The sequence below is a fragment of the Rhodococcus sp. B7740 genome (assembly GCF_000954115.1).
In the GTDB taxonomy this organism is placed as follows: domain Bacteria; phylum Actinomycetota; class Actinomycetes; order Mycobacteriales; family Mycobacteriaceae; genus Rhodococcoides.
In genome coordinates, this window is the sequence record NZ_CP010797.1 from 455,910 (window position 1) to 470,529 (window position 14,620).

The following is a 14,620-nucleotide window of genomic DNA, read 5'->3' on the forward strand; positions in this document are numbered from 1 at the left end:
GTTCGTTCCGCGGGCTCCACTCACGCCTGACTGACGCGAACCATGTTCCCGGCGGGATCGCGGAATGCCGCGTCGCGCGCTCCCCACGGCTGACCGGTCGGTTCCTGCAGAATTTTGGCGGTGCCTGCCGCGCGTATCTTCTCGAACGCGCCGTCGAGGTCGTCTGCGCGAAACCACAAACCGGGCAGTTCACCCTTGGCGAGCAGCGCAGCGATCTGATCGCCGAGCTCCTGGGACCGTCCCGCATGCGGCTGTGACAGTACGATCGCGATTTCGGGTTGATCGGCGGTGGACAGGGTTATCCACCTGAAGCCTTCGTTCACCACCTCGTTCTTCACCTCGAGTCCGAGGGTGTCGCGATAGAAGGCCAGAGAGGCATCGGGGTCGTCGGTGTAGATGTGGCCGTGGCTCAGGGAAAGTGTCATGTCGCAAGGCTAGGACGCGTCGGACGACATCGCTTCTTCGATTCTGCTCGATTGCACGGAGATCGCGGTCCGTATCGGTCGGCCCATCGCCAGGGACACGCAACTCGGCATCCCCTGGCTGTCGCTGTGATCACGGGCGCGGTACGCGCTGGGTGTCTCACCGACGATCTCGGTGAAGCGGGAGCTGAAGGATCCGAGACTGGTACAGCCCACTGCGAAGCAGGCCTCGGTGACGCTGACATCTCCGCGGCGCAGCAGGGCCTTGGCGCGCTCGATTCGGCGGGTCATCAGATGTGCGTACGGCGTCTCACCGTAGGCCTCGCGGAAACGGCGACTGAAGTGCGCGGTGGACATCGATGCCGTGCGGGCCAGAGCGGGAACGTCGAGTGGCTCGGCGAATTCGCGATCCATTCGGTCGCGCGCGCGGCGCAGACGTCGGAGTTCGTCGAGGTCGGGGGCGTTCATCCAGTGGCCGCATCTCGCAGTGCGTCGATGTCCTCGCGAGTACCGGAGGACGTGCTCGCACCCGGCCTCGTCGCGGCGAAAGATCCTGCAACGCAGGCCCATTCGACTGCCTTGCGCGGGCCGTCGAACCAGGACGCAGCCAGTGCTCCGGCGAATGCGTCGCCGGCCCCAGTGGTGTCGACGGCGTCGACGCGCGGAGCAGGGACCTCGAACGATTCCGAGCCGCGGTATCGAGCGCCTCGGGCACCGAGTGTGGTGATCACGTGCGTCACCTCGTTCAGCCGGTTTCCGAGTCGGCTTTCCTCGGCTTCGTTGACCACGAGTACGTCGGTTGCCGCCACCAGGGCGGCGGGCAGATCCTGAACCGGTGACGGGTTCAGCATCGTCACCACACCGCGAGAGCGTGCGTACTCGAACGCGGTCACCACGGTGGCGAGGGGAATCTCCAACTGACACAGGAGAATGTCGGCGTCGGAGATGACGGTCAGGTCGTCGTCGGTGAGGTCGCGAACGCGTTCGTTGGCCCCGGGGACCACGACGATGTTGTTCTCGGCGTGATCGTCGACGGTGATGGCGGCGATGCCGCTCGAACCTGCTGTGGTGCGCAGCGCGCGGTCGTCGACTCCCGCGCTCGACAGGGTCCGGCGCAGTGTCTCCCCGAACTCGTCGTCTCCGACCGCTCCGATGAACGACACAGGAACGCCGGCTTTGGCGGCGGCGATGGCCTGATTGGAGCCCTTGCCGCCCGGCGAGGTGGTGAACGATGTGCCCAGCACGGTTTCGCCGGGTTCGGGCAGGGACGGTGCCCGGGTGATCAGATCCATGTTGATGCTGCCGAGCACGGCGATGCGAGGGTTCGAAGCGGACACCGACGAACTGTATCGCTCGGGCGGATGCACTCGTCCCTGAACTGCCAATTGCAGATTGTTGACAATCCTAATTCGGTGGGTGACGATGTCAGCCATGACAGCGTCGACTCGCACCCACCTCAGCCCGGCACTCAAGCAGGCGACCCCGATCGTCGTCGATCACGGAAAGGGCAGCTGGATCATCGGCACGGACGGGCGCAAGTACCTCGACTTCACCACCGGTATCGGCGTCACCAGCACCGGGCACTGCCATCCCCGCGTGGTCGAGGCCGCCCGCGAGCAGGTGGGCAAGATCATCCACGCTCAGTACACGACAGTCATGCATCAGCCGCTGCTGGCGCTGACCGACAAGCTCGGCGAGGTACTACCGCTCGGTCTCGACAGCGTCTTCTACGCCAACTCCGGCTCCGAGGCCGTCGAGGCATCGATTCGGTTGGCGCGCATGGCGACCGGACGGCCCAACATCATCGCGTTCCACGGAGGGTTCCACGGACGCACGGTGGCGGCCGCGTCGTTGACCACCGCGGGCACCAAGTTTCGGTCCGGATTCTCACCGATCATGGGCGGTGTGCACATCGCGCCGTTCCCGTACGCGTTCCGATACGGCTGGGACATGGACACCGCCGTCGCCTTCGCGTTGAAGGAACTCGACTACCTGCTGATGACGATGTCGAGCCCCGCCGACACCGCTGCGTTCATCATCGAGCCGGTACTCGGTGACGGCGGTTATCTGCCCACGCCTCCGGAGTTTCTCGAGGGCCTGCGCGAACGCGCGGACACCCACGGGATCGTCCTCATCGTCGACGAGGTGCAAGCGGGGGTCGGCCGTACCGGGAAATTCTGGGGTCATCAGCACTCGTCGATCACTCCCGACATCGTCATCACCGCGAAAGGTCTGGCCAGCGGATTTCCGATCTCGGCGATCGCGGCATCGACCGAGTTGATGAGCAAGGCCTGGCCTGGATCGCAGGGCGGCACGTACGGCGGCAATGCCGTCGCCGCTGCGGCGGGTGTCGCGACGCTCGACGTCGTGCGTGAGGAAGGTCTGGTCGCCAACGCTGCCGCGCAGGGCCGAGTTCTGCTCGACGGCCTGCTCGCACTGAAGTCCGAGCACTCTGCAATCGGTGATGCACGTGGACTCGGCTTGATGCAGGCACTCGAATTCGTCGACAGCGCAGGCAATCCCGATGCTGCGGCCGCTCTGCGCGTACAACAGGGCGCGATCGACGAGGGGTTGTTGCTGCTCACCTGTGGCGCGCTCGGCAACGTGGTCCGGATCATCCCGGCGCTGATCGTGAGCGACGACGAAATGCGGCAGGGCCTCGACGCGTTGTCGCGCACACTGAAGAACGTGCTGTGACGGCTGCTTCCGTTCGGTCCCCGGTTCCTGCACTCGTGCAGGAAGTACGCGAACTGGGCATCGAGATCGACGACTCGGATCGGCGGCTCGCCGAGTACTCCTACGACGCCTCGAACTACCGAATTCCACCTGCCGCCGTTGTGTTTCCGCGCAATGCCGATGACGTGTCCACCGTGGTTTCGCGGTGCGCCGCTGCCGGAATCGCGGTCATCGGCCGAGGCGGCGGAACGTCCATGGCGGGCAACGCGATCGGTCGCGGCATCGTGCTCGATTTCTCTCGCCACATGAATCGCGTGATCTCGGTGGACACCGACTCGCGAACGGCGGTGGTGGAACCGGGAATCGTCATCTCGGAGTTGCAGCGAGAGTTGGTGGCGCGCACAGCCGGGGAATTCACGTTCGCCCCCGACCCGTCCAGCAAGACACGCGCGACGGTCGGCGGGGCGGTCGGCAACGACGCATGCGGTAATCATTCGGTGCGCTACGGACGAACAGCGGACCACACGGTGGCGATGGACGTGGTCACCGCCGACGGGCACCTGCTTCGAGTGACTCGTAGCGGTGTGGCGGCAGTGCATTCGCAGGATTCCGCGGCAACCGATGCGGCCGAACGTATCTCGCGTGAGCTGCAGTCGCTGGCGGCGGACAACCTCGCCCTGTTCAGAGTCGAGCTGGGCCGCATACCGCGACAGGTCTCCGGATTTCACCTGTCGCATCTGCTGCCCGAGAACGGGTTCGACGTCGCTCGTGCACTCGTCGGAAGCGAGGGCACCTGCGCGGTGATCGTCTCGGTCACCGTCGCCGTCGTGCCCGTACCGCGGGCCGCGCTGTTGCTCTGCCTGGGCTACGACGACGTGGTGGCCGCCGCGGCCGACGTGACGGCCATTCTCGAGTTCTCGCCTGCCGCGGTGGAGGGTATCGACGACAACATCGCCCGGACGATGGAGTACCGCCGCGGACCGGACTCCGTCCGCGGTCTGCCCGCGGGAAACGCCTGGCTCTACGTCGACCTCGACGGTGCCGATACCGCCGAAGTGGAGAACAAGGCCGCCCGTCTGCTCGAGGCGCTCGGTCTTCTCGGCCGCGTCAAGGAGGGCCGCATCGTCACCGACCCTGCCGATCGAACAGCGCTGTGGCGAGTACGTGAGGACGGCGCGGGGCTCGCGACCCGCCTGGCCGGCGGAGCCGAGTCCTGGGGCGGCTGGGAGGACGCCGCCGTCGCACCCGAGAACCTGTCCGCCTATCTCGCCGACCTCAACGTGCTTCTGGCCGAACACGATCTGACGGGGGTGATGTACGGACACTTCGGTGCCGGCTGCATGCACGTGCGCATCACGTTCGATCAGCGCACCGACGCCGGACGACGAGTGATGAACGACTTCCTGCGCGCCGCCGCGCGGGTGGTGGTCGAGCACGGCGGCAGCCTGTCCGGTGAGCACGGCGACGGCAGGGCACGCTCGGAACTGCTGCCGGTGATGTACTCGCCCCGCATGCTCGACGCGTTCGCGCGATTCAAGCGCATCTGGGATCCCGGCGGCATCCTCAACCCGGGGTCGATCACCGATCCGGAACCGATGATGGACAACCTGATGCTGCAGGGCATCCCACAGCGGGAATGGAAGACGACCTTCGATCTGCACCAGATCGGGACGCGGGCAGACCTGGATCCCTTCGTACACGCAACTCAGTCGTGTGTCGGTGTCGGTAAATGCCGCACAGCGTCCGGAGGCGTCATGTGCCCCAGTTTCCGCGCCACGGGCGACGAGAAGGATTCGACGCGGGGTCGAGCACGAGTGTTGCAGGAGATGGTGCGCAGTTCGCCGACAGTTGCCGACGGATGGGCCTCGAAGGACGTGGCCGAATCGCTCGATCTGTGTCTGTCCTGCAAGGCCTGTTCGTCGGATTGTCCTGTCGGAGTGGACATGGCGACGTACAAGTCCGAGTTCCTCGATCATCACTACGCGGGGCGACTGCGGCCGCTCTCGCATTATTCGCTTGGCTGGTTGCCCCGCTGGCTGAAGGTGACGAAGAGAACGGCACCGTTGCTCAACCGTCTGCTCACCCCGCGCATCGCAGCACTGGCGGCTCGGCTCGGTGGGCTGACCACCGAGCGGCCGTTGCCACGATTCGCATCGGCGAAGGAACTGGCGCGAGAAGTCCGGCTCGGCGGCGGCCGCGACGCGGACGTCGTGTTGGTCGTCGACACCTTCACTCAGGGTTTTCGTCCCGAGGTCGCGGGCGCGGCTCAGCGCGTGCTCGAGGACTCGGGCCGCAGCACCGAATGCCGGACCGACGTGTGCTGTGGTCTGACCTGGATCTCGACGGGCCAGCTGAAGGCCGCCCGCGCGCACCTCACGAAAGCCGTTGCAGCACTGGACGACGGCACCGACCGGCCCATCGTCGTCACCGAACCGAGCTGCGCGGCGGCGTTCCGCAAGGACATGCCGGAGTTGGTTCCCACCCCGGCCGCGAGACGAGTCGCGGCGCGAGTACAGAGTTTCGCGGGCGCGGTGATCGATCAGGCCGCGGCCGGGTGGGTGCCCACGGCGGAGATTCCCGACTCGGTGACCGTACAGACCCACTGCCACGAATATGCGGTGTTCGGCAACGCCACCCAGCGCACGGCATTGGCCTCCGTCGGTATCGACGCGGTGCGGGAGGCCACCGGATGCTGCGGCGTGGCAGGCAATTTCGGCTTCGAGTCTCGGCACTTCGAGCTGAGCATGGCGGTCGCCGAGCAGGCCCTCGCACCGGCGCTCCGTGACGCCGAGCCGGACACCCCGATTCTGACCGACGGATTCTCCTGCCACATGCAGGTGCGTCAACTCACCGGTGACCTGACCGGTGACGCGTCCGTACACCTGGCGCAGATACTCGATCCACGTTCGACGAAAGGACCGCGGCCATGACCGCCAGTTCGACCACCAGCCTCACGCGTCCTACCATCACGGCTCCGACCGACCTGTTCATCGCGGGCACGTGGACCGCCGCAGCGTCCGACGCCCGGTTCGATGTCATCGATCCCGCCAGCGGCGAGGTCATCGCCAACGTCGCCGACGGCGGCATCAAAGATGCCGAGAACGCCATGGCCGCAGCGGTCGACGCCGCCGCCGACTGGGCCGCGACTGCGCCCCGTGCCCGCAGTGAAATCCTGCGTAAGGCTTACGAATTGATCATGGCGCGGTCGGAGGAACTCGCCGCGATCATCACCGCGGAAATGGGGAAACCGCTGGCCGACGCGCGAGGTGAAGTGGCCTACGGCGCGGAGTTCTTCCGGTGGTTTTCCGAAGAAGCAGTGCGTATCTCAGGTGATCACACCCTCACCGGAGACGGTAAGAACCGCATCGTGGTCACCCGAGCACCCGTCGGACCGTGCATTCTCGTCACTCCGTGGAACTTCCCATTGGCCATGGGAACTCGCAAGATCGGCCCTGCATTGGCGGCAGGATGCACCGTGGTGTTCAAGCCGGCCGAGCAAACTCCGTTGACGGCTTTTGCCCTGGCCGAAATCCTGCGCGACGCCGGTGTTCCGGCGGGAGTGGTCAATGTCGTGACCACCACCGACGCGTCGGGTGTCGTGGGCTCGTGGATGAGCAGCGGTTCGGCCCGCAAGATCAGCTTCACCGGGTCGACGGCGGTGGGCAAGATCCTGCTCGAACAAGCTGCATCGACCGTGATGCGCACCTCGATGGAACTCGGTGGCAACGCACCCTTCATCGTCATGGACGACGCCGATCTCACGCGCGCCGTCGACGGTGCGATGGTCGCCAAGATGCGCAACATGGGTGAGGCGTGCACCGCCGCCAACCGATTCTTCGTACACCGCAGCGTCACAGCGCAGTTCGCGGAGGCGCTCGCCGAGCGGATGGGTGCACTGTCGGTCGGGGCCGGAAGTGCACCCGGAACCGAGGTGGGTCCACTGATCGACGACGCGGGCCGCACCAAGGTGCAGACACTCGTCGACGACGCCCTCGGGCGCGGCGCACGTGCGATCGTCGGGGGAGTGGCCCCGGACGGACCCGGCTACTTCTACCCACCGACGGTCCTCACGGACGTCGACGCGGCGTCGGATCTGATGTCACAGGAAATCTTCGGGCCGGTGGCAGCAATCGTCCCGTTCGACACCGAGGACGAGGTGATCGCCCTCGCCAACGACACCGAATGGGGACTCGTCGGATACGTCTTCACCCAGGACATCGACCGTGCTCTTCGGATGGGTGAGCGCCTCGAGGTGGGCATGGTCGGCCTCAACACGGGGCTGGTGTCCAATCCGGCTGCGCCGTTCGGTGGTGTCAAACAGTCCGGACTCGGCCGCGAGGGCGGAAAAGTCGGCATAGACGAATTTCTGGAGTACAAATATTTCGCCATTCCCCGAGGCTGAGAGAGGTTTTCGATCATGCCCAGTTCGAGACGACTGACGCCCATCGACGCACGCAACACGTCGATGGTCATTGCCGACCAGATTCGCGACCGCATCATCGACGGGTCCTACGCCCCAGGGGAACAGATCAACGAGGCCAACGTCGCCGCGGAACTCGAGATCTCGCGGGGACCGGTCCGGGAGGCGCTGCAGCGTCTCAATCAGGAGGGGCTCCTCGTCAGCTACCGGAATCGAGGCGTGTTCGTCGTCGAGCTGAGCAGCGAGGATGTCACCGAGATCTACGAATCCCGCGCGGCGATCGAGGTCGGTGCCGCGTGGACTCTCGTGCACGGCGATCGCGCTCGTTTGGTTTCGGCTGCCGATGAGCTCTCGGCCATCGTGATACAGATGCAGCCGTTCATCGATCGGGCGGACTGGCGAGGTCTTGCCGAACGGGATCTGGCGTTTCACACCGCCCTGGTCGCGGCAACGCGCAACAGCCGAATGTCGCGAACGTACGCCACGCTCGCTGCAGAGGCGCGAATCTGCATGGCCAACCTCGAAACCGCGTACTACCGGCCCGAGGCGCTGGTGGAGGAACACCAGCTGATCGTCGACCTCCTGCTCGGATCGGACTGGGACGCGCTGGAAAAGGGCGTGCACGAGCACATGGACACCGCTATCCACGATCTGACTCGCGCCATGGTCGAGGAGCAGGCAGGACACTCGGCGCTGGCCACTCCGGGTTAGTCGCCTGCCCGCAACACAGCATTTACATCCGAAGTCTTGCGAACCTCTCGCGCCAGCGCTTAGCCTGATTGTCAACAATCTACTAAAACGACTTCCTTGAAGGGGGTGCCCGTGAACGACTCACCCGACGCCGCCTACGTCACCGCACTCGGACCCGACGAGACCACAGGACGGGCCGCTCCAGGCCTGGCTCGGTACCCCGATGTTCCGAACAGCACGCCGATCACCTTCACCGACGAGGAGTACGCCGCCCGGCTCGCTGCCGTCCGAGAGCGGATGGCAGCGCAGAACCTCACCGCGCTCATCGTCACCGATCCCGCGAACCTGTACTACCTGCTCGGCTACAACGCCCTCTCCTTCTACACCCCGCAGATGCTGTACGTGCCCCTCGACGGAGAGATGTACTTCTTCGCCCGCGAGATGGACGCCAACGGCGCGTTTCGGACGTCATGGCTGCCGCAGGATCGAACGTTCGGCTACCCCGAAACATTCGTACAGCGCAAGGACACCCACCCGTTCGTCTGGGTCGCCGCAAAGCTGCGGGAACTGGGACTGGTGAACAACTTCGAGCACGGCCAGGTCGGGTTGGAGATGGACTCGTACTACTTCAGCCCGAAGGCATTCGAGGCACTGGTGAAGTCGCTGCCCGAATACCGCTTCACCGACTCCTACGAACTGATCAACTGGGTGCGAGTGGTCAAGTCGCCGGCGGAGATCGCCCTGATGCGCGGTGCCGCCCAGGTGTGCGAGTCGGCGATGTCGGCCGCGTACCGGTCGATCTCGGTCGGTGAACGGCAGTGCGATGCAGCTGCTGCCATCATGAACGCACAGGTACGCGGCACCGAGGAGTTCGGCGGCGACCACCCCGCCATCGTCCCGATGCTGCCCACCGGTGCCGGAGCCGACACCCCTCACCTGACCTGGTCGCATCAACCCTTCGTGCGGGGCGAGACCACCGTCGTCGAACTGGCCGGAGTGTTCCGGCGCTACCACGTCCCGATGGCGCGCACCATCGTTCTCGGAAAGCCAAGTTCGCGTTTGGATTACCTCGCCAAGTCCACCGGGGAAGCCCTGAACGACGTGCTCGCAACCGTACGGGCAGGCGTCACCGCCACCGAGCTGGCGCAGGTGTGGAACACCAGCCTGGCCAAGCACGGACTGCACAAACCGTCGCGCATCGGCTACTCGATCGGCATCGCCTACGCACCCGACTGGGGTGAGCGCACCGTCAGCCTGCGCACCGACGACGAGACGGTACTCGCCGAGAACATGACGTTCCACATCATCGGCGGAATGTGGATGGACGACTACGGATACGAGGTATCCGAGGCCGTTCGTGTCACCGAGAACGGCCTCGAAACCTTCACCGCATACCCCCGAGAACTACTGACGAAGGAGTGAGCATGACCGCCACCGCACAAGGTCGCCCCGCAGGCTCCACTCCTGCCATCCATGGTCGTTCCGCAGGCTCCACTCCTGCCATCCCCTGGGCACTACGAACCGACAAGCTGGTGGGATCGGTGATCGATTCGTCGACATCGCTCCTCGCCGCGCAGAAACACGACATCGTTCGATTCGCCATGGGATCTCCTGCAGCCGAGACGGTTCCGGCCGCTGCGTTCACCGAGATCGCCGGCAGCGTACTCACCGCGGACGCATTCGATTACGGTGCCACCGAGGGTGATCCGGGTTTGATCGACGCGTTGCTCGCATACCTCGACTCGGTGGGCGAACCCACGACCGAGGAGCGGGTGGTGATCACCTCAGGCGGAATGCAGGGCCTCGACATCGCGTGCAAGCTGTTCATCGACCCGGGCGACCTGGTGATCGTCGAAAGTCCCACGTACACCAACGGAACTGCCACCGTACTCAGCTACGGAGGTGACATTCTCGAAGCTCCGATGGACAGTGACGGCCTCATCGTCGAGGCGTTGCCCGAGCTCGTCGAGCGCGCAGGTCGAGTGCCGAAGATGATCTACGTGATTCCCAACTTCCAGAACCCGTCCGGGGTCACCCTGTCGCTCGAGCGGCGTCAGCTGCTCATCGAGCTGGCACATCGGTGGGGATCGGTGATTCTCGACGACGATCCGTACGGCCTGCTGCGCTTCTCGGGGGATCCGATTCCCAGTTTCGGCACGCTCAGTCCGAACGACCCGCTGATCTTCTCGGTTCGGACCTTCTCCAAGATGATCGCTCCAGGCCTGCGAGTGGGGTGGGTGGACGCCGCCCCCGAGGCTCGGCAACTGATCGTCAACGCCAAACAGGCCATGGATACGTGCACCAACCTGCCCGGTCAGCGGATGGTGGCCGAGTACATCCGGCGCGGCCTGCTCGACGAGCATCTTCGATCGTTGGCCTCGGTGTACCTGCCCCGCAAGGTCGCGATGCAGAACAGCATCGAGAGGTACTTCGGCGAGTCGATGTCGACGACGGATCCTGAGGGAGGCTTCTTTCTCTGGGCGACGTTGCGCGGCAACGATGTCGACTTCTCGACGCAGGACCTGTTCGAGACGGCGCTGGCCGAGGGCGTGGCCTACATACCGGGGCCGGCATTGTCGGTGGGTGGGAAGTTCCACGACTCGTTACGGCTGTGCTTCGCCTCGTCGACGCCCGAACGTATCGACGAGGGGATCAGGCGGCTGGCGGCAGCGGTGGAGAAGTCCAAGCATCTGCTCGCCTCCGATCCCACCCGATGACCGTCTCGGATTCCGAACGCGCTCTGCTGGATTCGATCGACGAGCACGAGATCGTCACTCTGACAGCGGCATTGATCGACGCGGGCGGCGAAAACCCCGGCGACACGGAGGAGAAGACCGCAAAGGTCCTCGCCGAGCACTGTCGCGCACTGGGATTCGACGTTCGAGCCGTCGAGGTGGTTCCGGGTCGGCCCAACATCATCGTGTCGATCGGATCCGACGATCGCCCGGGAGTCCTCTTCGTCGGGCACTCGGACGTGGTCCCCGCGGGAACGGGCTGGACCACCGACCCCTTCTCCGCCGTGGTTCGAGACGGCCGCATCGTCGGCCGCGGGGCCTGCGACATGAAGGGCGGCCTCGCCGCCGTCGTGGCCGCGATGACCGCGGTGCAGCGCGCCGGTCTTGCCGACGAGCATCCGATGACGTTGGCGTGCCTGGTCGACGAGGAGGACACCGGTCTCGGCATCCGAGCGTTCGTGGCCGACCCACCACTGCGGAACCACAGCCACTGCGTGGTGGCCGAGCCGACGGATCTGATCACCATTGTCGGTTGCCGAGGCGCCGCCAATCTGGAGATCGAGATCCGCGGCCGCTCCGCACATGCGGGACAACCTCGTAACGGAGCCAATGCCATAGCGGCTGCAGCGCGCATCATCGCGATGATCGAAGACTGGCAGATCGAGCTGGACGGCAAGCCCGACCCCGAGTTGGGCCCCGCCACCTGGAACGTGGGAACCATCTCGGGTGGGACGGGAACCTCGATGGTCGCCGATCGCTGCACGCTCACCGTCGATCGGCGACTGCTTCCCGGCGAGCGCGCCATCGATGTCGTCGCCGAATTGCGCTCACGTATCGAAGCAGCGGATGTGACCGGATCCGGTATCGAGGTGACAATCGACGTCGCGATGGAGATGCCCGGCTTTCTGACCAGCGCAGACAGCGGATTGGTCAGCACCGCAGTGCAATCGGTCCTCGACACCGGATCTGCGAGTTCGACTGACATCTGGACTGCTTCGTGCGATGGTGGTTTCGTGGCACAGCAGATGGGTATCGGCACCGTCGTGCTCGGTCCGGGGGAGATCGAAAACCAGGCACATCGGCCGGACGAATCCGTGGCCGTGCGGCAATTGACCGACAGCGCAAGGGCGTACGCGTTGATAGCCACCAGAATCGCTGCGCCACCTGGTCTTTAGCTTCCGAGAAGGGGGTTGGCCGAAAAGCACGTTCCGGTTGGCCGTACAGTCGAACGCTGCGAAGTACCACACCGACGCTCCATGTTGTTCACAAAAGCGAGAGGTATTTCGACCGTGACCGAAAATTCAGGGTCGGCATCCACGCCGACCGGATATCCACCGAGCACCGACACGCTGAGCCCGAACGAGACGAAGATCCTGCACCGAGCGATCGGCGGATCGGCGCTCGGAAACGCAGTCGAGTGGTTCGACTACGCGGTGTACGGCTATCTGGCCGTGTACATCGCCGCGAACTTCTTCCCGTCCGAGGACGGGGGCGCAAGCCTGCTCTCCACTTTCGCCGTGTTGGCCGCGTCGTTCATCATCCGCCCCATCGGCGGCATAGTGCTCGGCCCACTCGGCGACCGCATCGGTCGTCAGAAAGTCCTCGTGCTGACCGTCTCGATGATGACGTTGGCCACGGCGACGATCGGTGTGCTGCCGACATTCGACACCATCGGCATCGCCGCACCGTTGTTGCTGCTCGTCTGCCGATTGGTGCAGGGCTTCTCCACCGGTGGTGAGTACGGTGGCGCAGCAGTGTTCATGGCCGAGTACGCGCCGGACAAGAGGCGCGGATTCTTCGGATCGTTCCTCGAATTCGGCACCCTCGCCGGCACCGTGGGCGGTGCCACCCTGTGCACCCTGCTCAACGTCGCGCTCGGCGACGAGACGATGGAGGCCTGGGGCTGGCGCATCCCGTTCCTGGTCACTCTGCCGCTGGGCATCGTGGCACTGTGGTTGCGGACCCGCCTCGAAGATTCTCCGGTGTTCGCCGAGGCCAAGGAGGACGGCGGCACGGTCGACGAGGGTGCGGGCGGAGCGATCACCTCGCTCAAGGCCACCATGACGTACTGGCAGCGGATCCTGATCCTGATGGGATTCGTGTTGCTGCTGAACATCGCCTACTACACGGTGCTGACGTTCTTGCCCTCGTATCTGAGCGACACGTTGGGCCACAGCACGACTCAGTCCAACTTCACTCTCGTGGCCATCATGATCGTCATGATGGCGATCATCAACCCCATCGGCGCTCTGTCCGACCGAGTGGGCCGAAAGCCGTTGCTGCTGGCGGCCTGCGTCGGGTACTTCGTGCTCAGCGTTCCGCTGTTCCTCCTGATCATCAACACCGGACTGATCGGCCAGAGCATCGGCCTGCTCGGTCTCGGAGTGTTGCTGGTCATCATGTGCTCGTGTGTGTCGTCGACCCTGCCCGCGCTGTTCCCCACTCAGGTGCGCTACGGAGCGTTCGCCATCGGATACAACGTCTCGACGGCGCTCTTCGGCGGTACCGCTCCGCTGATCCTGACGTTCCTCATCGAACGGACGGGCTCGAACCTGGTCCCGGGCTGGTACATGATGATCGCGGCCGCCATCGCCTTCGTGCCGATTCTGCTGATGCCGGAAACTGCGGGCCGTTCGTTGCGCGGAACCCAGTGCCCCGGCGACAACGACGACGAGGTGGCCGCGTCCGGCGTCGAACTCGTCGGCTACAAGAAGAAGTAGTGGCACCGGTCCTCGTCGTTCTGCACGCCGGCGACCTCCCCGACGGGCTCGACTCCGTCGCGGAGGTCGCCGACGTCCGGTACGCCACTGCCGACACCCTCGGTGATGCGGTCGACGGTGCCGACGCGTTGTTGCTGTGGGACTTCTTCTCCTCCGCAGTCGAATCGGCATGGCCGCGCTGCAGTTCGCTGAAGTGGATCCACATCGCCGCCGCAGGCGTCGACTCGTTGATGTTCGACGATCTGGTCGATTCCGATGTGGTCGTGACCAATTCGCGGGGAGTCTTCGACCGACCGATCGCAGAGTTCGTGCTTGCGCAGATCCTCGCCTTCGCCAAGGACTCCGAACGTTCACGTGCACTGCAGCATTCGAAGATCTGGCAGCACCGCGAGACCGAGCGCATCGACGGTGCCCACGCGATGATCGTGGGTACCGGCGCGATCGGCCGCGCGATCGCGAGCCTGCTGAGCGCGGTGGGAATGTCGATCTCGGGTGTGGGTCGAACGGCACGAGAGGGCGACCCAGATTTCGGCACCGTCTGTGCCAGTGCCGATCTCGCGACTCGAGTAGAGCGTGCCGACTACCTGGTGCTGGTCGCCCCGCTGACCGATCTGACGAGGGGGATGGTCGACGATTCGGTGCTGGCCGCGATGAAGCCCGGCGCGCGGGTGATCAACGTGGGCCGCGGGGAGTTGCTCGACACCGAGGCACTGCTGGCGCACCTGGCCACCGGGCACATCGCAGGTGCCGCACTCGACGTGTTCGAGACCGAACCGCTCTCGGCCGACCATCCGTTGTGGACGGCCGAGAACGTGATCGTCACACCGCACATGAGCGGTGACGCCTCGGGATGGAAGCTGCGACTGGCAGAATTGTTCGCCGACAACGCCCATCGGTACTTCCGCGGCGAACCGTTGCTCAATGTCGTCGACAAGAAGCTCGGCTTCGTGGTCTGAG

The 14,620-nt window shown here is 65.1% G+C and carries 12 protein-coding genes; 9 read left to right on the forward strand and 3 right to left on the reverse strand.

The annotated features are described in order from the left end of the window. Positions 1 to 20: 20 nt before the first annotated feature. Genes NY08_RS02055 through NY08_RS02065 form a run of 3 tightly spaced genes read right to left on the reverse strand, consistent with a single transcriptional unit; the run spans position 21 to position 1,759 of the window. On the reverse strand, positions 21 to 425 hold the full coding sequence (locus tag NY08_RS02055) for a VOC family protein (protein ID WP_045194624.1): 405 nt from the start codon (positions 423 to 425) through the stop codon (positions 21 to 23). Between the two features lie 9 nt (positions 426 to 434). Beyond that, positions 435 to 890, reverse strand: a complete 456-nt coding sequence (locus NY08_RS02060; protein WP_045194626.1) for a helix-turn-helix transcriptional regulator — start codon at positions 888 to 890, stop codon at positions 435 to 437. Further along, the gene (locus NY08_RS02065) at positions 887 to 1,759 is read right to left on the reverse strand and encodes a ribokinase (RefSeq protein WP_442970787.1); all 873 of its coding nucleotides are present in this window, start codon (positions 1,757 to 1,759) and stop codon (positions 887 to 889) included. The genes NY08_RS02060 and NY08_RS02065 overlap by 4 nt, the downstream gene beginning before the upstream one ends. Before the next feature lie 94 nt (positions 1,760 to 1,853). Between NY08_RS02065 and NY08_RS02070 the strand changes: the two genes are divergently transcribed. The 9 genes from NY08_RS02070 to NY08_RS02110 all read left to right on the forward strand — a co-directional run bounded on the left by NY08_RS02070 (position 1,854) and on the right by NY08_RS02110 (position 14,619). Next, positions 1,854 to 3,119 carry an aspartate aminotransferase family protein gene (locus NY08_RS02070; protein ID WP_045194628.1) on the forward strand — a complete coding sequence of 422 codons (1,266 nt, stop codon included), beginning with the start codon at positions 1,854 to 1,856 and terminating at the stop codon, positions 3,117 to 3,119. After that, positions 3,116 to 6,028 carry an FAD-binding and (Fe-S)-binding domain-containing protein gene (locus tag NY08_RS02075; RefSeq protein ID WP_094647545.1) on the forward strand — a complete coding sequence of 971 codons (2,913 nt, stop codon included), beginning with the start codon at positions 3,116 to 3,118 and terminating at the stop codon, positions 6,026 to 6,028. The genes NY08_RS02070 and NY08_RS02075 overlap by 4 nt, the downstream gene beginning before the upstream one ends. Then, positions 6,025 to 7,500, forward strand: coding sequence for an NAD-dependent succinate-semialdehyde dehydrogenase (locus tag NY08_RS02080; RefSeq protein WP_045194630.1), 1,476 nt, complete (start codon positions 6,025 to 6,027; stop codon positions 7,498 to 7,500). The genes NY08_RS02075 and NY08_RS02080 overlap by 4 nt, the downstream gene beginning before the upstream one ends. A gap of 15 nt (positions 7,501 to 7,515) precedes the next feature. Next, positions 7,516 to 8,229: a GntR family transcriptional regulator gene (locus tag NY08_RS02085; protein WP_235387077.1), complete on the forward strand. Its 714-nt coding sequence runs from the start codon at positions 7,516 to 7,518 to the stop codon at positions 8,227 to 8,229. Between the two features lie 222 nt (positions 8,230 to 8,451). Continuing rightward, positions 8,452 to 9,630 carry a M24 family metallopeptidase gene (locus tag NY08_RS02090; protein ID WP_045199566.1) on the forward strand — a complete coding sequence of 393 codons (1,179 nt, stop codon included), beginning with the start codon at positions 8,452 to 8,454 and terminating at the stop codon, positions 9,628 to 9,630. Positions 9,631 to 9,632: 2 nt separating this feature from the next. Continuing rightward, entirely contained in the window at positions 9,633 to 10,925 is a 1,293-nt protein-coding gene (locus tag NY08_RS02095) for an aminotransferase-like domain-containing protein (protein WP_045194632.1), read from the forward strand. Next, positions 10,922 to 12,118, forward strand: coding sequence for a M20 family metallopeptidase (locus tag NY08_RS02100; RefSeq protein WP_045194634.1), 1,197 nt, complete (start codon positions 10,922 to 10,924; stop codon positions 12,116 to 12,118). Before NY08_RS02095 ends, NY08_RS02100 begins: the two co-directional genes overlap by 4 nt. A gap of 114 nt (positions 12,119 to 12,232) precedes the next feature. Then, on the forward strand, positions 12,233 to 13,663 hold the full coding sequence (locus NY08_RS02105) for an MFS transporter (RefSeq protein WP_230596658.1): 1,431 nt from the start codon (positions 12,233 to 12,235) through the stop codon (positions 13,661 to 13,663). Continuing rightward, on the forward strand, positions 13,663 to 14,619 hold the full coding sequence (locus NY08_RS02110) for a D-2-hydroxyacid dehydrogenase (protein ID WP_045194636.1): 957 nt from the start codon (positions 13,663 to 13,665) through the stop codon (positions 14,617 to 14,619). Before NY08_RS02105 ends, NY08_RS02110 begins: the two co-directional genes overlap by 1 nt. Position 14,620: the final 1 nt, after the last annotated feature.

What these genes read in the sequence shown, in the direction of transcription:
- NY08_RS02055 (WP_045194624.1), bottom strand. Translation starts at nt 425, where the DNA reads ATGACACTTTCCCTGAGCCACGGCCACATCTACACCGACGACCCCGAT.
- NY08_RS02070 (WP_045194628.1), top strand. Translation starts at nt 1,854, where the DNA reads ATGACAGCGTCGACTCGCACCCACCTCAGCCCGGCACTCAAGCAGGCG.
- NY08_RS02060 (WP_045194626.1), bottom strand. Translation starts at nt 890, where the DNA reads ATGAACGCCCCCGACCTCGACGAACTCCGACGTCTGCGCCGCGCGCGC.
- NY08_RS02095 (WP_045194632.1), top strand. Translation starts at nt 9,633, where the DNA reads ATGACCGCCACCGCACAAGGTCGCCCCGCAGGCTCCACTCCTGCCATC.
- NY08_RS02100 (WP_045194634.1), top strand. Translation starts at nt 10,922, where the DNA reads ATGACCGTCTCGGATTCCGAACGCGCTCTGCTGGATTCGATCGACGAG.
- NY08_RS02080 (WP_045194630.1), top strand. Translation starts at nt 6,025, where the DNA reads ATGACCGCCAGTTCGACCACCAGCCTCACGCGTCCTACCATCACGGCT.
- NY08_RS02085 (WP_235387077.1), top strand. Translation starts at nt 7,516, where the DNA reads ATGCCCAGTTCGAGACGACTGACGCCCATCGACGCACGCAACACGTCG.